The sequence below is a fragment of the Actinomadura fibrosa genome (assembly GCF_900659615.1).
GTDB classification, from domain to species: Bacteria; Actinomycetota; Actinomycetes; order Streptosporangiales; family Streptosporangiaceae; genus Spirillospora; species Spirillospora fibrosa.
On the sequence record NZ_CAACUY010000053.1, the window covers coordinates 1 to 17,948 of the forward strand.

Sequence of the window (17,948 nt, forward strand, 5' to 3'; positions counted from 1 at the left end):
ATCATCGGCTACTCGCGGATGGCGCGGGTCGCGGCCGAGGTCCGCGAACGCCTGGCCGACGACCTGGACGCCCCGGCGGCGCTGGCCGCGATCGACGCGTGGGCCGCCGCCGAGGGGACGGACGAGACCGCCCCGGCCCAGGTCCGCGCGATCGCCGACGCCCTCCTCGGCGTCGCCCTGTGAGCCGCCGCGAAACACGCCAACGCCCCTGACCGATCCACCCGCCTGACCGAACCCACCCGCCGAGCCCACCCCGCCGGGACGGAAGCGAGCCGACCGCCGGAACAGGCGCGGAGCTGGCTTGCCGGAACGGGCGCGGGGCGGCCTTGCCGGGACGAGCGGGGGGCGGGCTCGCCGAGGCGGTGTCAGAGCAGTCCGGCGAGGCGGTAGAGGACGAGCGACCCGGCGACGGCGACGTTGAGGCTGCTGCCGTGGCCGACCATGGGGATCTCGACGGCGCCGTCGAGCAGGTCGAGCGCCTCGGCAGGGATGCCGTGCTGCTCGTGGCCGAGGACCGCGACCGTGCGGACGCGGGCGGCGGGCAGGTCGGCGAGCCGCACGGCCTCGTCCGCGAGCTCCACGCCGACGACGCGGGACCCGGCGTTCCGCTGGGCCTCCAGCCAGGCCAGGGGGTCGTTGACCCAGTGGACGCACGCGGGGCGGCGCAGGGTGTTGCCGCGGTCGAGGGCCTCGGGGACCCACGGGAAGCGGGGCACGGCGAGGCAGGCGCCGACGGCGTCGCAGGTGCGCAGGAGGGTGCCGAGGTTGGCGCCGTGCAGCGGCCACAGCGGCGCGGCGACGAGGTGGTCCCAGCAGGAGTGCGCGCGGGAGCGGCGGCGGTCGCGGATCTCGCGCGGGCGCCTCACCCGGATGGCGGGCGGCGCGGTGCGGCGGCTCACCGCCGGCGGGCGGTGCCGCCCTCCCAGCGTCGGGACCCGAGGGTGTTCCGTGGGTTCATGTCGCGCGCACTTCGCGGCGTGCGCGGGCCATCGCCGAGGACACTTCGCGATCAGTGTAGCCCGATCACGTCGGCGCGGCAGCGGCGGCGGCCCGGCCGGGCGGGCCGCCGGGGCGGATCGACCGGAAGCGGATCAGCCGGAAGCGGATCAGCCGGGGTCGCGGCGGCGCAGGTACCGCTCGAACTCGCGGGCGATCGCGTCGCCGCTCGCCTCGGGGAGCTCGGTGGCGTCCTTCTGCTCCTCCAGCGTCCGCACGTACTCGGCGACCTCGGAGTCCTCCTCGGCGAGCTCGTTGACGCCGTTCTCCCAGGCCCGCGCCTCCTCGGGCAGCTCGCCGAGGGGGACGGTGACGTCCAGGAGGTCCTCGACGCGGCGCAGCAGCGCGAGCGTCGCCTTGGGGGACGGGGGCTGCGCGACGTAGTGGGGGACGGCCGCCCACAGCGACACGGTGTCGAGGTCGGCCTTGGCGCAGGCGTCCTGCAGCACGCCGAGGATGCCGGTCGGGCCCTCGTAGCGGGCCGGTTCGAGGTGGAGGGTGTTGACCAGGCCCGCCTCGGACGCGGCGCCGGTGACGGGCACCGGGCGGGTGTGGGGGGCGTCGGCGAGGAGCGCGCCCAGCAGCACGACGCTGCGGACGTCCAGCTCCAGCATGAGGCCGACGAGCTCGCGGCAGAACGACCGCCAGCGCATGTTCGGCTCGATGCCGTGGACCAGCACGACGTCGCGGCCGTTGGGGAGCCGCGCCCAGGAGATGCGGGTCGTTGGCCAGGTGATGCCGCGGGTCTCCCCGTCGACCATCTCGACGATCGGCCGCGTCACCTGGAAGTCGTAGTACTCGTCGGGATCGAGTTCGGCGATGGGCACGGCCTCCCAGGTCGACTCCAGGTGCTGGATCACCCCGCTCGCGGCCTCACCGGCGTCGTTCCACCCCTCAAAGGCCGCCACGATCACCGGATCGACGAGTTCCGGCACGCTTTCGAGCTCGACCACGCGCTGCCTCCTTCCGACGTCGGGTACAGCGTCACCGCGGGGGCCGTCATTCCCGGGGGTCGGGGTTCCCCGTCATGATCGGTGGCTGTCAGCCTACGTCCTGACAGTGACCTACCCCACCGTTCCGCCGCCAGACCCCGGCCCTGTACGCCCGCGGCGGAACGGTGGTCACGATCGGGTCACTTGCCGTCGGTGGTGTGGACGATGAGGACGTCGCAGGGCGAGCGGTGCGACAGGTTCGCCGGGACGGACCCGAGGATGCGGCCGGCGAGGCTGTTGAGGCCCCGGTTGCCGATCACGACGAGCTCCGCGCCGCGGTCCTTGGCGATCCTGCTGATGACGTCGACGGCGTCGCCCTCGACGGCGACCTGGTCGATGTCCTTGGCGCCCGCCGCGACCGCCCGCTCCCGTGCCGCCCGCAGCGCGTCGTCGGCGGGCGTGGACCCCTGCACCTTGTACGCCAGGTCGCCGAGCCGGTCGGCGGCGCTGGCGCGCTCGCGCTCGGGCATGGGGCTGTAGGCGGAGGCGAGCAGGAGGGTCGCGCCGGTCGCGGCGGCCAGCTGCGCCGCCCGGTCGACCGCGCGGAACGAGGAGTCCGAGCCGTCGGTGCCGACGAGGATGATGCGGTACGCGCTCATGCCGCTCCTTACCGGTTGGTAGTTTCGTGGCACGTTATCGGTCCGGTGTCCCATCCGTCACCGTGTCTTTGCACAGCCTGTCCAGTTGCGCGCGCGTGACCTCGGGCCCTCCCGTCCCAGGTGTTCCACGATGTGGACGCCGGAGTGGTCCCGGGGCGGCGCGGCTAGGGTGGGGCCACCGGGAGGCACTCCCGGGAACCGCGAGACGTGAGGAGCACTGTGACCCGCAGGGGGCCGCAGGCGGTCCTGTTCGACATGGACGGCCTGCTGATCGATTCCGAGCGCGTGTGGCTCGAAGTCGAGTCGGAGGTCATGGCATGGCTCGGCGGCACCTGGGGCCCCGAGCACCAGGAGCGGCTCGTCGGGGGGTCCCTCGACATCGCCGTGGCCTACATGCTGGAGCTGACGGGGTCGCCGGCCGCACCGGAGGAGGTGGGCCGGCGCATGCTGGACGGCATGCACGAGCGGCTCAGCGCCTTCGTCCCGCTGATGCCGGGCGCCAAGGAACTGCTCGCCGAGCTGCGCGGCGCCGGGGTCCCGGCCGCGCTGGTGTCCTCCAGCCACCGGCGCCTCATCGAACCGGTCCTGGACGCGGTCGGCCGCGAGCACTTCGTGCTGAGCGTCGCCGGCGACGAGGTCGGGCGGACCAAGCCCGACCCCGAGCCGTACCTGACGGCCGCCGCCCGGCTCGGCGCCGACCCCGGCCGCTGCGTGGTGCTGGAGGACTCCCCGAACGGCGTCGCCGCCGCCGAGGCGGCCGGGTGCGTGACCGTGGCCGTGCCCAACGTCCTGCCGATCCCGCCCGCGCCGGGCCGGACCGTGGTCGCCTCGCTGCGCGAGCTGAACCTGGAGCGGCTGTCGGCCCTGGTGGATTGAGCTCCGGTCCGTCCGGCGCGGTAGCCGTGCCCTGATACCCGCGGGGTGGTCCCTAGGGGATCGTTCACGCCGGAGGAGGAGGCCGCGCCGCCCGCAAACCGTCCCCTCGGAGGAGCGGCATCCGCCGCGGGACGTGTGACGATGGAGGGGGAGCATCACCGCACGGATTGAGGGGCCGGCATGAGCGACGCAGCCATTTTCGCGATCAGCCTCGGGGTGACCCTGGCCGGGCTGGTCATCAGCTGGGGGGTCTACCGGCGGCGCGGCGCGGCGTCCGGGACGCGGGCCGTGGCGTGGTCGCTGGTGCCGCTCGCGGCGGCGTTGACGGGCGTGACGGAGTTCTTCGTCGACCTGGCCTTCGATCCGGAGAAGTGGGCGGGCGTCGCCCTGGCGGGCCTCGCGGTGGTCCTGTACCTGGCCTCGGGCGCAGCGCTGAGCCGCCGCGGCGGTGGCGGGGGCAAGTCCGCGGAGAAGGGCGGCGGCGAGCCGAAGGCAGCCCGGCGTGCCGCGAAGCCGAAGGGCGCCGTCGGCGGGGCGTCGCCGTCCGGCGACCCGGACCTGGCCGAGATCGAGCAGATCCTCCGCAACCGCGGCATCTCCTGACCACAGCCGCGCCCGGAGCGCCCGGGGTCGCCGGGCCCCGGGACACGCGCCCCTTAAGCACGCGCCCCTTAGACGGTGATGCATCCCGGGGGCGGCGGGAGCGAACGAGACCGCGCCTCCGGGGCCGTTGACTCTCCGTGGTTCCTGACTCTCCGCAACCGGAGGGGCCCGGCGCTCGGACGGGCCCGCGCGGCGTCCCGTCCCTTCGTAGCGTGACGGGTGTGGCGGGCGGTGACGGTTCGCGCGCCCGGGGCCCCGGTGGACGGAGCACCGCACCGGTTGACGCATGATGGTCCTGTGACGGCGGACCGGAGCGTCCCCGCGCACGGACGGGGGGCGTTCCGGCCCGCCGTTTCTGCGCGCTCGGCGGCTGACCTGCGGACGATCGATCTCGGAACGGACTCAGAACGGTAAAGCTTGCCGGTCTAGACCGGGTTTCGGTTGCCGTGCGGGCCGGTGCTGAACGTACTATTCGGGCGATTTGTCCGAAGTGGTGTGCGGACACGTGTGCCCCAGATGACGACGAGATCACAAGTCAGATACGGGTACTGGCGAAGGTCGCTTCACGGATGGACAGTCGTGCCCGAAGGACTACGTTTCCCTTCAGCAAACGCGGCGTAACGGGCACGGGGGCAGCGGACGATCTTCGCGGCCCGGCCGGCGTGCGCCGGCGGCAGTGTGGCCGAGGTGGTAGGAGGTACGGAGCGTGACCGCACCGATCGAGGTGTCCGGTTCTGAGGCCGAGGCCCAGCCGGACGCCGTCCTCGCGGGCGTCGATCGCAAGGCGATCCAGGGCCGTTCCCTCGGCCAGATCGCCTGGATGCGGCTCAGGCGCGACAAGGTCGCTCTCAGCGGCGGCGCGTTCGTGCTGCTCCTGATCATCGTGTCGCTCCCCGGGGTCACCGGCCTCGTGACCGGATGGTTCGGGAGCCCGCCCAACGAGTTCCACCAGAACCTGGTGGACGCCACGCTCGGCGGCCCGCTCAAGAAGTGGGGCGGGATGAGCTCCGACCACATCTTCGGCGTCGAGCCCATCAACGGCCGCGACCTGTTCAGCCGCGTGCTGTACGGGGCGCGGGTCTCGCTCCTGATCGGCGTGCTCGCCACGCTCGTCTCCGTCGTCATCGGCACGGTGATGGGCATCGTCGCCGGCTACTTCGGCGGCTGGGTCGACACGCTGATCGCCCGCACGATGGACGTCTTCCTCGCCTTCCCGCTGGTGCTGTTCGCGATCTCGCTGGTCGGCGTGATCCCGAACAGCCTCCTCGGGCTGGAGGGCAACAACCTGCGGATGGGGATCCTGGTCTTCATCATCGGGTTCTTCAACTGGCCCTACATCGGCCGGATCATCCGCGGGCAGACCATGTCGCTGCGCGAGCGCGAGTTCGTCGACGCCGCGCGCAGCATGGGCGCGCGGAACTCCTACATCCTGTTCAAGGAGATCCTGCCCAACCTGGTCGCGCCGATCCTGGTGTACTCCACCCTGCTGATCCCGACCAACATCCTCTTCGAGGCCGCGCTGTCGTTCCTCGGTGTCGGCATCAACCCGCCCGACCCCTCGTGGGGCGGGATGCTGTCGCAGGCCACCGAGCTCTACTCGGTCGCCCCTCACTTCGTGATCGTCCCCGGGCTCGCCATCTTCGTCACCGTCCTGGCCTTCAACCTGTTCGGCGACGGGCTGCGCGACGCCCTGGACCCACGGGCCCGATGACCCCGGCGAACGTCCGGTATTAGCGAAAGGGAACTGATGAAATCTCCCAAGGTGGTGACCAGCGCGGCGGCGGGGATCGTCGTTCTGGGCCTGGGGCTGTCCGCCTGCGGCGGCGGTGACGACGACGGCGGGAACGGCGGCGGCAGCGGCAAGTTCGACGCCGGGTCGACCGCGGTGGTCAATGCCTCCGACCACAAGGGCGGCGTCCTGAAGATGGCGCAGCCGGACGACTTCGAGTCGCTCGACCCGGCGAACATCTACTACGCCTACGGCCTCAACTTCGTCCGGATCTTCTCCCGGACGCTGATGACCTACGCGTCGAAGCCGGGCGCCGAGGGCTCGAAGATGGTTCCCGACCTCGCCGAGGCCCCGGGCACGCCGAGCGACGGCAGCAAGACCTGGACGTACAAGCTCAAGCGCGGCATCAAGTACGAGGACGGCACCGAGGTCAAGGCCAAGGACATCAAGTACGCGGTCGCGCGCACCTTCGACCGCAGCGTCCTGCACAACGGCCCGTCGTACTTCCCGCAGCTGCTGGCCGCGGACGGCTACAAGGGCCCGTTCAAGGACAAGAACCTCGACAGCTTCAAGGCCGTCGAGACCCCGGACGACTACACCGTCGTGTTCAAGCTGAAGGCCCCCTTCAGCGAGTTCGACCAGGTCGTCGGGTTCTCCGGGCAGACCGCCCCGGTGCAGCAGGCCAAGGACACCGGCGTCCGCTACGGCATGCACCCGATCTCGACCGGCCCGTACAAGCTCCAGGGCGACTACACGCCGAAGAAGGGCGGCACCTGGGTCCGCAACACCAACTGGGACCCGGCCACCGACCCGAACCGCAAGCAGCTGCCCGACAAGATCGAGGTGCAGGCGGGCCTGAAGGCCGAGGAGATCGACAGCCGGCTGCAGAACGGCTCGGTCCAGATCGACCTGCCCGGCTCCGGCGTCCAGGCCGCGGCCCGGCAGCAGATCCTCACGAACCCGAAGCTGAAGGCGAACGCCGACAACCCGCTCGCCGGCTTCCACTGGTACGTGCCGATCAACACCAAGAACATCCCGAACCTCGAGTGCCGCAAGGCGATCGTGTACGCCGCGGACCGCTCGGCGATGTACCGGGCGTACGGCGGCGAGGTCGGCGGGCAGGTCTCCACCTCGATCCAGCCGCCGGCGGTCGCGGGCCGGGAGCAGGGCACCGACTACTACACCAAGGCGGACCCGAACTACACCGGCGACCCGGCGCAGGCCAAGGCCGCGCTCGCCAAGTGCGGCAAGCCCAACGGCTTCTCCACCACCATGATCTTCCGGAGTGACCGGCCGAAGGAGAAGGCGACCGCCGAGGCGCTCAAGCAGTCCCTCGACAAGGTCGGCATCAAGCTGGAGCTCAAGGGCTACCCGTCGGGCACCTACACCAACGAGCAGCTCGGCGCGCCGAAGTTCGTCGCCAAGGAGAAGGTCGGCCTCGGCACCTACGGCTGGGCGCCGGACTGGAACACCGGCTACGGCTACCTCCAGCCCATCTCCGACGGCAAGGCGATCGTCGACACCGGCAACGCCAACCCGGAGGAGCTGGACGACCCGACGATCAACAAGATGTGGAACGACGTCGTGTCGATCCAGGACCCGGCGGGCCGCGCGAAGGTCTACAACGAGATCGACGCGAAGATCCGCGAGCAGGCCGCCATCCTGCCGAACGTGTACGCCAAGTCCCTGCTGTACCGTCCGACGAACCTGACGAACGTGTACTTCCACGCGGGCTACGGCATGTACGACTACGCCAACCTCGGCGTCACCGGCTGAGTGTCGCTCCGAGCTACCTGAGAGAAGGCAGGTGAAGGCATAGGACGGTCGCCGGGGGGATCCCCCGGCGGCCGTCCGGGCCGGAGACTGTGGTCGCATTCATTGTTCGCCGCCTGCTGGGCGCGGTGGGGCTGCTCCTCATCATCAGCGCGGTGACGTTCGCCATCTTCTTCCTCGTGCCGCGGGCCGCGGGCGTCACCAGCGACGACATCGCGGGCCGCTTCGCCGGCAAGCAGCCGGACGCGGCCACCCTCGCCGCGATCAAGGACCGGTTCGGGTTCGACGACCCGGTGCCGGTCCAGTACGGGAAGTTCCTCAAGGCGATCGTCGTGGGCGACACCTACGACACCGGGACCGAGAAGATCCACTGCCCGGCCCCGTGCCTGGGCTACTCGTTCCGGACGAACCAGTCGGTCACCGACCAGATCGTCGACCGCGCCCCGATCACCTTCATGATCGCGATCGGCGCGGCGGTGCTGTGGGTGATCGTCGGCGTCTCCATCGGCGTCCTGTCGGCCCTGCGGAGAGGCACGATCTTCGACCGGGCCGCGATGGGCATCGCCCTCGCGGGCGTGTCGCTGCCGGTCTTCTTCACCGGCCTTCTCTCGCTGGCGTTCGTCGTCCACAGATGGAACCTGCTGCCCGAGGTCAACTACGAGGGCCTCAGCGACAACCCGTTCAACCTGATCCTGCCGTGGATCTGCCTGGCGTTCCTGTACGCCGCGCTGTACGCGCGGCTCACTAGGGCGGGCATGCTGGAGACGATGAACGAGGACTACATCCGCACGGCCCGCGCCAAGGGCCTGCCGGAGAAGACGGTGGTGTTCAAGCACGGCCTGCGCGCCACCCTCACCCCGATCATGACGGTGTTCGGCCTGGACATCGGGCTGCTCCTCGGCGGCGCGATCATCACGGAGAAGACGTTCTCGATCCCGGGGCTCGGCCAGCTCGCGCTGGACGGGGTGAACCAGAGCGACCTGCCGGTCGTGCTGGGCGCGACGATGGTGGCCGCGCTGTTCATCGTCCTCGCCAACCTGGTCGTGGACATCCTGTACGGCGTGGTCGACCCGAGGGTGAGGCACAGCTGATGGCGCGCAAGGACCCGGCGGAGCTGGTGAACGGCTCGGCCGAGCAGAGCGGGACCCGCGGCGCCCCGTCGGCGTTCCTGGAGGTCCGCGACCTCAAGATCCACTTTCCGACCGACGACGGCCTGGTGAAGTCGGTGGACGGGCTGTCGTTCCAGCTGGAGCGCGGCCGCACCCTCGGCATCGTCGGCGAGTCCGGGTCGGGCAAGAGCGTGACGAGCCTCGGCATCCTCGGCCTGCACAACAAGCGCAACGCGAACGTGTCGGGCGAGATCTGGCTGGACGGCACCGAGCTCGTCGGCGCCTCGCAGAACGACGTCCGGCGGCTCCGCGGCCGCAAGATGGCGATGATCTTCCAGGACCCGCTGTCGTCGATGCACCCCTTCTACACGGTCGGCCACCAGATCGTGGAGGCCTACCGGGTGCACAACGACGTGTCGAAGTCGGTGGCGCGCAAGCACGCGGTCGACATGCTCGGCCGGGTCGGCATCCCCCGCCCCGACCGCCGCGTCGACGACTACCCGCACCAGTTCTCCGGCGGCATGCGGCAGCGCGCGATGATCGCGATGGCGCTGTCCTGCGACCCGGAGCTGCTGATCGCCGACGAGCCGACCACGGCCCTGGACGTGACGGTGCAGGCGCAGATCCTGGACCTGATCCGGGACCTCCAGGAGGAGTTCAACTCCGCCATCATCATGATCACCCACGACCTCGGGGTGGTCGCCGAGCTGTCCGACGACATCCTGGTGATGTACGCGGGCCGGTGCGCGGAGTACGCCAGCGTCGACGACGCGTTCCACCGGCCGCTGCACCCCTACACCTGGGGCCTGCTCGGGTCGATGCCGCGGCTGGACCGGGAGCGCTCCGAGCGGCTGATGCCGATCAAGGGGACGCCGCCGAGCCTCATCAACGTGCCGCAGGGCTGCGCGTTCAACCCGCGGTGCGCCTACCGGGACCTCAACGGCGACAAGAGCACCACCGAGCGTCCCGAGCTGGTGGAGGCCGAGCCGGGCCACCAGGTGGCCTGCCATCTCCCGCTGGAGAAGAAGCGGGAGATCTGGGAATCCGAGATCCGGCCGAAGCTGTGACGGGGAACGAGACTGTGAGCACTGACAAGACCACGGCGGAGGGGACCACCGTCCCCGCGGCCGACTCCGCGGGCGACGCCCGTCCGATCGCGGACGGCGAGCCGCTGCTGGAGGTCGACGGCCTCGGCAAGCACTTCCCCGTCACCGCGGGCCTGCTGCGCCGGCAGGTGGCGGCGGTCAAGGCCGTCGACGGGGTGTCGTTCTCGGTCCGCAAGGGCGAGACGCTCGGGCTGGTCGGCGAGTCCGGCTGCGGGAAGTCCACCACCGGCCGCATGATCATGCGGCTGCTGGACCCGAGCTTCGGGAAGATCACCTTCGAGGGCGAGGACATCACCACGATGTCCCAGGGCCGGCTGCGCCCGCTCCGCCGCGACCTCCAAATGATCTTCCAGGACCCGTACTCGTCGCTGAACCCGCGCAAGACGGTCGGCGCGATCGTCGGGGCGCCGTTCCGGCTGCAGAACATCAAGACCGAGAACGGCGTGAAGAGGGCCGTCCAGGACATCCTGGAGCTCGTCGGCCTGAACCCCGAGCACTACAACCGCTACCCGCACGAGTTCTCCGGCGGGCAGCGGCAGCGCATCGGGATCGCCCGGACCCTCGCCCTGAAGCCGAAGCTGATCGTCGCGGACGAGCCGGTGTCGGCCCTCGACGTCTCCGTCCAGGCCCAGGTGGTGAACCTGCTGGAGGACCTCCAGGACGAGCTCGACCTCACCTACGTGGTGATCGCGCACGACCTGTCGGTGGTCCGGCACATCTCCGACCGGGTCGCGGTCATGTACCTCGGCAAGATCGTCGAGATCGCGGACCGCAACGACCTGTACGAGCGGCCGATGCACCCGTACACCAACGCGCTGCTGTCGGCGGTCCCGATCCCCGACCCGGCCGAGCGCGGCGAGCGCAAGCGGATCCGGCTCCAGGGCGACGTGCCGAGCCCGCTCGACCCGCCGCCCGCCTGCCGGTTCCACACCCGCTGCTGGAAGGCGCAGGACATCTGCAAGCAGGTCGAGCCGCCGCTGGTGGAGCTCAGCCCCGGCCACGAGGCCGCCTGCCACTTCCCGGAGAACACCACGGTGAGCGCGACCGACGAGGTCGCGAAGGCCGCGGTGGCACCGGCACCGGGCACGACCGCCGCGGACGACCCCGCCCCCGAGGCCTGACCCCGGTTCCCCGGCACGCCTCCCACACGAAGACCCGGTCCCCAACAAGGGAACCGGGTCTTCGCGCACCCAGAGCCGGGCCCCCAGGACGCGCCGAAGCAATGACCGAGGGCAGACGGTGGGGCCGGGCCGGGGCACCGATCCCGGCGGCGCACTGTGACGGTGGCCGCGGTGGTGGCCGGAGGGCCGGGGTGGTGGCCGCCCGGGGTGGGCCGAGACGGTCGCCGCAGGAGCGGCCTCGGGCGGTTGCCGTTGGGGGTGCGCTGGGACGGTGGTCCCGGGGGCGCGCTGTGGCGGTGGCCGCCGGGGTGGCCGAGGGGCCGGGGTGGTGGCCGCCCGGGGTGGGCCGAGACGGTCGCCGCAGGAGCGGTCTCGGGCGGTTGCCGTTGGGGGTGCGCTGGGACGGTGGTCCCGGCGGCGCGCTGTGGCGGTGGCCGCCAGGCCGGGCCGAGACGGTCGCAGTAGGAGCGGTCTCGGGCGGTTGCCGTTGGGGGCGGGCTGGGACGGTGGTCTCGGCGGCGCGCTGTGGCGGGGGTGGCCGGGGGGCCGGGCTGGTGGCCGCTGGGCCGGGCCGAGACGGTCGCCGTAAGAGCGAATTCGGGCGGTGGCAGTGGGGGTGCGCTGGGGCGATGGCCGTGGGAGCAAGCCGGGGCGCTGGTCCTGGGAGAGCGCTCTAGCGGTGGCCGCAGGGCACGCCGTGGCGATGGCCTCGGCGGCCGCAATGGCTTTGGGGGTGCGGTGGGGTGCGGTGGCTGGTGGGGGGGTGCCGCGGACGGCCCGGGGGAGTCAGTCCGGGGGCTGGGTTAGGGCGTCGCCGAGGGGGGTGCGGCGGTAGAGGACGGCGCGGCCGGTGCGGGCGCGGTCGAGGAGCCCGGCGCGGCGCAGGACGGCGAGGTGGTCGCCGACGGCGCCGGGAGCGACGTTGAGGGCGCGGGCGAGCTGGGTGGTGCCGGCGGGCTCGTCCAGGGCCAGCAGGACGCGGGCGCGGGTGCCGCCGAGAAGGTCGGCGAGCGCGGCGGGCGGCGGGGCCGGCGTGGTCTCCCACAGTGCGGAGATGCCGCGGGCGGGGTAGATGAGCGCGGCGGGCCAGGGCGCATTGGTGTGCGCGGCGACGCCGGGCCACACGAACACCGAGGGGATGAGCAGGAGCCCGCGGCCGCCGAGCCGGACGGTCTCCTCCGTGTGGTCGTGGAGCAGGTCGATGCCGTCGTCGCGCCAGCGGACGCGGGGGTGGAGGTCGGCGAGGGCCGCCTTCCAGCCGCCGCCGGTGAGCCGCGCGGCGCGGTGCAGGACGTCCCGCTCGCAGATGGCGCGGAGCCGCGGCCAGCCGGGGGCGATCAGGGCCCGCCAGGCCGCGTCGAGCGCGCCCGCGATGACCTCGACGATGTCGGGCCGGTCCAGGACGGCGCGGGTCCGGGGACTGGCGGGTCGGGCGTCGAGCGCGTAGTCGATCTCGCGGCGGGCGACGTCGTGGGGCGTGGCGCGGACGGCGGCGAGGTCGTCTCCGATGGTCTGGGCGAGGCCCAGCGGCGGCGGCGCGACGAAGCCGGCGCCGTGCCGGGGCGTCTGGAGGGCGAGGACGGCGTCCAGCGCGGTCTCGGCGCGCAGCCGCCGCAGCTCCGGTGCGAGCCGCGCGGCCCACGCGCGGGGCAGGGTGCGTTCGGAGAGGCCGGTGAGGGCGCGCAGCAGCCCGTCCAGCTCGAACAGCGGCGACAGCGCGAACCGGCTGTGCAGCAGGTCCTCCGCGCCCGCCTCGAAGCGGATCACGGCACCGAGCTTACGTCCCTGGACGTAACGATGGCGGCGGCCGGTCGTGGCGCCCGAGGGTAGCGGCATGACGAGCGGCCCCCCGACGAGCGACGTCCCAGAACGTGACCCCGCGACGACGACCCCGGCATCCTTCGCCCAGGCATCGTGCGCCGCTGCGGAGGCTGGCGCTGCGGAGGCTGGCGCTGCGGTGCCCGATGCTGCGGTGCCCAATGCTTCGGCGTCGGGCGGTGCGGTGTCGGGTGGTGCAGCGTCCGGGGATGCGGCGTCCCGAGGTGCGGCGTCTGGTGGTGCGGCGTCCGGGGATGCGGCGTCGGGTGGTGCGGCGTCGGGTGGTGCGGCGTCCGGGGACGCACCGTCCGGGGGTGCGGTGTCGGGTGGTGCGGCGTTCGGCGATGCGTCCGGGGGCGGTGTCGCGTCCGGTGGTGCGGTGGCCGGTTCCGTGGGGGCGGGCGGGGGCGGGGCGGGGCGTCGGGTGGGGTATCGGGACGCGCTGCGGGAGCCGATGTTCCGGGTGCTGTTCGGGACGCGGACGCTGGCGATCATGGCGGACACCCTGCGGATGCTGGCGCTGTCGGTGCTGGTGTACGGGAGCACGGGGTCGCCGCTGCTGGCGGCGGCCGCGTACGGGATGGGGTTCCTGCCGCAGATGGCGGGCGGGGCGCTGCTGGGGTCGCTCGCGGACCGGTTGCGGCCGCGTCCGCTGATCTGGGGCGCGTACGCGCTGGAGGCGGCAGCGGGGGCGGTGCTGGGGCTGCTGGAGGTGCCGGTGGCGGCGGCGCTGGTGCTGGTGGCGGTGGTGGCGTGCGCGACGCCGGTGTTCGCGGGGGCGTCGAACCGGCTCGTCGCCGACGCGCTGGAGGGTGACGCGTACGTGCTCGGCCGGTCGCTGATGGGGATGGCGTCGGCGGCGGCGCAGCTGGTGGGGCTGGCGTTCGGGGGGATCGCGGTGGCGGCGCTCGGTGCGCGGCACGCGCTGCTGGCGGCGGCGGCCGCGCACGTGGTGGCGGCGCTGCTGGTGCGGCTGCGGCTCCCGGACCTGCCGGTCCCGCCCCGGGCCGGTCGAGATGGCGGGCAGGCCGGGGGGCGCGGATCGGTGGTGGGGGAGAGCTGGGCGGTGAACCGGCGGTTGCTGGCGGATCCGGTGGTGCGGGCGCTGCTGCTGGCGCAGTGGCTGCCGCCGGCGTTCGTCGCGGGGTCGGAGGGGCTGCTCGTCCCTTACGCGGGGGCCCGCGGGTACGGGGCGGGGACGGCGGCGCTGCTGCTGGGGTGTTCGGCGGCGGGGATGCTGCTGGGGAACTTCGCGGGCGCGCGGCTGCTGGGGCCGGTGGCTCGGGAGCGGCTGACGGTGCCGCTGATGGCGGTGTTCGGGCTGCCGCTGGTACCGTTCGCGGCGCCGTTGCCGGCGGTGTGCGCGGCGGTGCTGCTGCTGGTGTGCGGGTGCGGGTTCGCCTACGAGCTGGGGATCCAGCGGCCGTTCGTGGAGGCGCTGCCGGAGGAGGGGCGGGGGCAGGCGTTCGCGCTGCTGTCGATGGGGTTGATGACGTCGCAAGGGATGGGGCCGCTGGTCCTCGGCGGGCTGGCGGAGGTGATGCCGGTGGGGGCGGCGGTGGCGTGCGCGGGCGCGGCGACGCTGGTGACGGCGGTGTGCCTGCGGGGTCCGCTGCGTCGTGCCCGCCGTGTCCGCCCGTCCGGGGACGCCGCTGGGGGAGGGGCCGGTGGCGTTCTGATGGAGCGGTCGGTGTCCTGAGCGGGTCGCTGAGCGAGTTGAGGGGGAGGGTGCCCGGACAGTGGAACGCCCCGCGCGGCGTGCTGGCGGTGCCGTGCGGGGCGTTCCGGTGCGGCATCGGGAGGATGTGCCGCGTCCGGGGGCGGGTTACTCGGTGGAGATCGCCTTGAGGACGTCCATCCGCCCGGCCCGCCACGCCGGCCACAGCGCGGCGAGGACGCCGATCACGGCGGCGACGACCAGGTAGATGACGAGGGTGCCGTAGGGGACGGACAGGACGCCGAGCCCGTCGTCCTTGAGGGCGTTCTGCACGGCGGCGCCGAACGCGACGCCGATGCCCATGCCGAGCAGCGCGCCGAACACCGCGATGACGATCGACTCCAGGCGGATCATGCGGCGGAGCTGGCGGCGGCTGATGCCGATGGCGCGCAGCAGGCCGATCTCCCGGGTCCGTTCGATGACCGACAGGGCGAGGGTGTTGACGACGCCGACCGCCGCGATGATCACCGACATGGACAGCAGGATCGACAGGAACGTGACGAACGCGTCGACCTGCTTGCCGGCCTCCTTCTTCAGGGCGGCCTGGTCGGAGACGTCGAGGTTGGGGTAGTCCCGCAGGCTCCGCTCCAGCGCCGCCTTGGTGGCGGCGTCGGTGCGGGCGGTGTCGATGACGATCGCGTCGGCGGCGGGGGTGGCGGTGTGCGCCAGGTACGCCTGCCGCGAGACGACCTTGTCGCCGATCAGGTCGCTCTTGGTGAAGATCCCCGCCACGGTGAGCGGCTGGGTCTTGCCGTCGGCGAACTGGACGGGCACGGTCGAGCCGACCTTCCAGCCCTTGTCGTCGGCGAGCTTCTCGTCGATCATCATCCCGGCGGCGCCGAGGTCGGTGCCCCCGGACACGATCTTCAGGCGGGCGGCCTTGCTGATCGCGGCGGCGTCGGCGGCCATGTAGGTCGTCTTCGACCCGGCGATCACGGCGCGGCCCGGGTAGGTCTCGGACGCCGCGAGCACGCCCGGCGTCGACTTGACCTTCTGGAGGGCGCTCGCGTCGATGCCGCCCGCGCCGCTCGGCTGGACGAGGTAGTCGGTGCCGAACTGCGCGTCGATCTGCTCGTCCACCGACGCCCGCATCGACGCGCCCATGACGTTCACCAGCGTGATCAGCGCGAGGCCGATCATCAGGGCGGCGGCGGTCGCGGCGGTGCGGCGCGGGTTGCGCAGCGCGTTCTGCTGCGCGAGCCGGCCGGGCGCGCCCGCCAGCCGGGCGAACGGGGCGCCGAGCACCCGCACCACCGGGACGCTGATCACGGGGGCGAGCATCGCGACGCCGACGAACACCAGCAGCGCGCCGACGCCGACGGGGATCATCGGGTTGCCGCCGTTCCCGGCGAGCCCGGCCGCGATGAGGCCGGCGCCGGCGAGGGTGAGCAGCGACCCGAGCGCGATCCGGATCCGCAGCGACCGCTGCGGCAGCGCGACGTCGTCGCGCATCGCCGCGACCGGCGGGATCTTCGCGGCGCGCCGCGCGGGGAAGTACGCCGACACGACGGTGACGACGATCCCGACGACGTACGACCAGATCACCGGGGTCGCGGTGAACCGCAGCCCGCCGCCGCTCCCGGCGGCGGCCTGGAGCAGCGAGGCCAGGCCCGCGCCGGCGCCGAGGCCGAGCGTCGACCCGACGAACCCGACCGCGACGGCCTCGCCGATGACCGCCCGCGTCACCTGCGGGCGGGCGGCGCCGACGGCGCGCAGCAGCGCCAGCTCCCGGGTCCGCTGCGCGACCAGCATCGAGAACGTGTTGAAGATGATGAACGCCCCGACGAAGATCGAGATGAGGGCGAAGACCAGCAGGAACGTCCGGAAGAAGTTGAGGAACTGGGCGACGTCACTCTTGGACTCCTCGCGGAGCTTGGTGCCGGTGACGGCCTCCGTCCCGGCGGGCAGCGCCCTGGCGACGCGGTCGCGGAGCTCGGTCTCCGACGGGCCCGTCGTGCCCATCTCGATGTCGGTGAAGTAGCCGGGCTTCAGCATCAGCCGCTGCGCCGTCGGCGTGTCGAACGCGACGACGGTGGCGCCCATCAGGTCACCCGTGTCGATCAGCCCGACGATCTTCATCTGGCGGGGCGGGCCGGAGGTGACGACCCGGGCGGTGGAACCGAGCGCCAGCTTCCCCTTCTTCGCCGTGTCCGCGTCGACGACGATCTCGCCGGGGCCCTGCGGCGCCCGCCCGGACGCGAGGTCGTAGGAGCCGTGCGGGTTCCAGTTCGTGCCGAACTGCGGCGGCCCCTGCCCGCCGCCGACGAGCTTCCCGTTCGAGCCGACCACGGCGGCGAAGCCGTTGACGTTCCCGAACGGGTCCTTGACGCCCTCGACGCCCTGGATCGTCCGCAGCAGCGACGCCGGCACCGGCTGCGACGCCGTCCCGTCCTCGTCGTCGACGACCTTCTTCGCGCGCACGTCCACGGCCACGTTCGTGCCGATGCGGCTGAACAGGTCGTCGAACTGCTTGTTCATCGTGTCCGTGAAGATCAGCGTGCCGGCCACGAACGCCACGCCGAGGATCACCGCGACGGCCGTCAGCACCAGCCTGATCTTGTGCGCCGCGAGGTTGCGGAGCGTGACCTTCGCCATCATCGGGCCGCGACCCCCGGCTCCTGCGCGCCCTGGGCGCCGGTCCCGGCCGGGCGGCCGGTCTCGAAGCCCTTCATCCGCTCCAGCACCCGGTCGGCGGTCGGCTCGGACATCGTGTCGACGATCTGCCCGTCCGTCAGGAACAGCACCTGGTCGGCGTACGCCGCCGCCGACGGGTCGTGCGTCACCATCACGATCGTCTGGCCCATCTCGCGGACCGAGTCGCGCAGGAACCCGAGGACCTCGGCCCCCGACCGCGAGTCCAGGTTCCCCGTCGGCTCGTCCGCGAAGATGATCTCCGGGCGGGACGCGAGGGCGCGCGCGCACGCCACCCGCTGCTGCTGGCCGCCCGACAGCTCGCTCGGGCGGTGCTTCAGCCGCGGCCGCAGCCCGACCGTGTCGATGACCCGGTCCAGCCACGCCCTGTCGGGCTTGCGGCCCGCGATGTCCATCGGCAGCGTGATGTTCTCCAGCGCGGTCAGCGTCGGGACGAGGTTGAACGCCTGGAAGATGAACCCGACCTTGTCGCGCCGCAGCCGGGTCAGCTGCTTGTCCTTCAGCCGGGTCAGCTCGGTGTCGCCGATGAAGACCTCACCGGAGTCGACCGAGTCCAGTCCCGCCATGCAGTGCATCAGCGTCGACTTCCCCGACCCGGACGGGCCCATGATCGCGGTGAAGCGGCCGCGCGGGATGCCGGCCGTCACGCCGCCGAGCGCGACCACCTTCGCGTCGCCGCGCCCGTACACCTTCTCGATCCGGTGGGCCCGTGCGGCGAAGCCGTCCGCCCCGGGCGCGGAGTGCGCGTCAGCTGTCGATGGGGCGGTGTTCGCCACGTCGTATCCCCTGTCTGAGATGGAAACCGGAAACCGGCGGTGCCGGCGGACCGGGAGAACCCCCGCGATCCGTCGGCTAAA

At 72.6% G+C, this 17,948-nt stretch carries 14 protein-coding genes and 1 pseudogene; 9 read left to right on the forward strand and 6 right to left on the reverse strand.

Annotation, left to right across the window (positions count from 1 at the left end):
• Positions 1 to 183, forward strand: a pseudogene (locus tag E1300_RS19755) (cysteine--1-D-myo-inosityl 2-amino-2-deoxy-alpha-D-glucopyranoside ligase); the annotation flags it as partial.
• A gap of 182 nt (positions 184 to 365) precedes the next feature.
• Here E1300_RS19755 and E1300_RS19760 read toward each other — a convergent pair.
• The 3 genes from E1300_RS19760 to E1300_RS19770 all read right to left on the reverse strand — a co-directional run bounded on the left by E1300_RS19760 (position 366) and on the right by E1300_RS19770 (position 2,587).
• Entirely contained in the window at positions 366 to 899 is a 534-nt protein-coding gene (locus tag E1300_RS19760) for a TrmH family RNA methyltransferase (protein WP_131758507.1), read from the reverse strand.
• Positions 900 to 1,106: 207 nt separating this feature from the next.
• Positions 1,107 to 1,949: a PAC2 family protein gene (locus tag E1300_RS19765; protein WP_131758508.1), complete on the reverse strand. Its 843-nt coding sequence runs from the start codon at positions 1,947 to 1,949 to the stop codon at positions 1,107 to 1,109.
• Positions 1,950 to 2,128: 179 nt separating this feature from the next.
• A complete protein-coding gene (locus E1300_RS19770; protein WP_131758509.1) occupies positions 2,129 to 2,587 on the reverse strand; it encodes a universal stress protein in 459 nt (152 codons plus the stop codon).
• Between the two features lie 219 nt (positions 2,588 to 2,806).
• Here E1300_RS19770 and E1300_RS19775 point away from each other — a divergent pair, with 219 nt between their 5' ends.
• The 7 genes from E1300_RS19775 to E1300_RS19805 all read left to right on the forward strand — a co-directional run bounded on the left by E1300_RS19775 (position 2,807) and on the right by E1300_RS19805 (position 10,904).
• Positions 2,807 to 3,463 carry an HAD family hydrolase gene (locus E1300_RS19775; protein WP_370785037.1) on the forward strand — a complete coding sequence of 219 codons (657 nt, stop codon included), beginning with the start codon at positions 2,807 to 2,809 and terminating at the stop codon, positions 3,461 to 3,463.
• A gap of 180 nt (positions 3,464 to 3,643) precedes the next feature.
• A complete protein-coding gene (locus E1300_RS19780; RefSeq protein WP_131758510.1) occupies positions 3,644 to 4,066 on the forward strand; it encodes a hypothetical protein in 423 nt (140 codons plus the stop codon).
• A 706-nt stretch (positions 4,067 to 4,772) separates the two neighbouring features.
• Positions 4,773 to 5,777, forward strand: coding sequence for an ABC transporter permease (locus tag E1300_RS19785; protein WP_131758511.1), 1,005 nt, complete (start codon positions 4,773 to 4,775; stop codon positions 5,775 to 5,777).
• 36 nt (positions 5,778 to 5,813) lie between these two features.
• Complete coding sequence (locus E1300_RS19790; RefSeq protein ID WP_131758512.1) at positions 5,814 to 7,571, forward strand: ABC transporter substrate-binding protein; 1,758 nt, start codon at positions 5,814 to 5,816, stop codon at positions 7,569 to 7,571.
• Between the two features lie 89 nt (positions 7,572 to 7,660).
• A complete protein-coding gene (locus tag E1300_RS19795) occupies positions 7,661 to 8,659 on the forward strand; it encodes an ABC transporter permease (RefSeq protein ID WP_165502914.1) in 999 nt (332 codons plus the stop codon).
• Positions 8,659 to 9,744 carry an ABC transporter ATP-binding protein gene (locus tag E1300_RS19800; RefSeq protein ID WP_242619256.1) on the forward strand — a complete coding sequence of 362 codons (1,086 nt, stop codon included), beginning with the start codon at positions 8,659 to 8,661 and terminating at the stop codon, positions 9,742 to 9,744. The genes E1300_RS19795 and E1300_RS19800 overlap by 1 nt, the downstream gene beginning before the upstream one ends.
• Positions 9,745 to 9,758: 14 nt before the next feature.
• Entirely contained in the window at positions 9,759 to 10,904 is a 1,146-nt protein-coding gene (locus E1300_RS19805) for an ABC transporter ATP-binding protein (RefSeq protein WP_131758513.1), read from the forward strand.
• A 786-nt stretch (positions 10,905 to 11,690) separates the two neighbouring features.
• Here E1300_RS19805 and E1300_RS19810 read toward each other — a convergent pair.
• The gene (locus E1300_RS19810; RefSeq protein WP_131758514.1) at positions 11,691 to 12,671 is read right to left on the reverse strand and encodes a DUF5937 family protein; all 981 of its coding nucleotides are present in this window, start codon (positions 12,669 to 12,671) and stop codon (positions 11,691 to 11,693) included.
• A gap of 475 nt (positions 12,672 to 13,146) precedes the next feature.
• Here E1300_RS19810 and E1300_RS19815 point away from each other — a divergent pair, with 475 nt between their 5' ends.
• Positions 13,147 to 14,421, forward strand: coding sequence for an MFS transporter (locus tag E1300_RS19815; RefSeq protein WP_207399852.1), 1,275 nt, complete (start codon positions 13,147 to 13,149; stop codon positions 14,419 to 14,421).
• Positions 14,422 to 14,547: 126 nt separating this feature from the next.
• Here E1300_RS19815 and E1300_RS19820 read toward each other — a convergent pair whose 3' ends face one another.
• Together E1300_RS19820 and E1300_RS19825 are read right to left on the reverse strand one after the other, a co-directional pair.
• On the reverse strand, positions 14,548 to 17,037 hold the full coding sequence (locus E1300_RS19820; RefSeq protein ID WP_242619257.1) for an ABC transporter permease: 2,490 nt from the start codon (positions 17,035 to 17,037) through the stop codon (positions 14,548 to 14,550).
• The gene (locus E1300_RS19825) at positions 17,034 to 17,867 is read right to left on the reverse strand and encodes an ABC transporter ATP-binding protein (RefSeq protein ID WP_131758515.1); all 834 of its coding nucleotides are present in this window, start codon (positions 17,865 to 17,867) and stop codon (positions 17,034 to 17,036) included. The genes E1300_RS19820 and E1300_RS19825 overlap by 4 nt, the downstream gene beginning before the upstream one ends.
• Between the last annotated feature and the right edge of the window lie 81 nt (positions 17,868 to 17,948).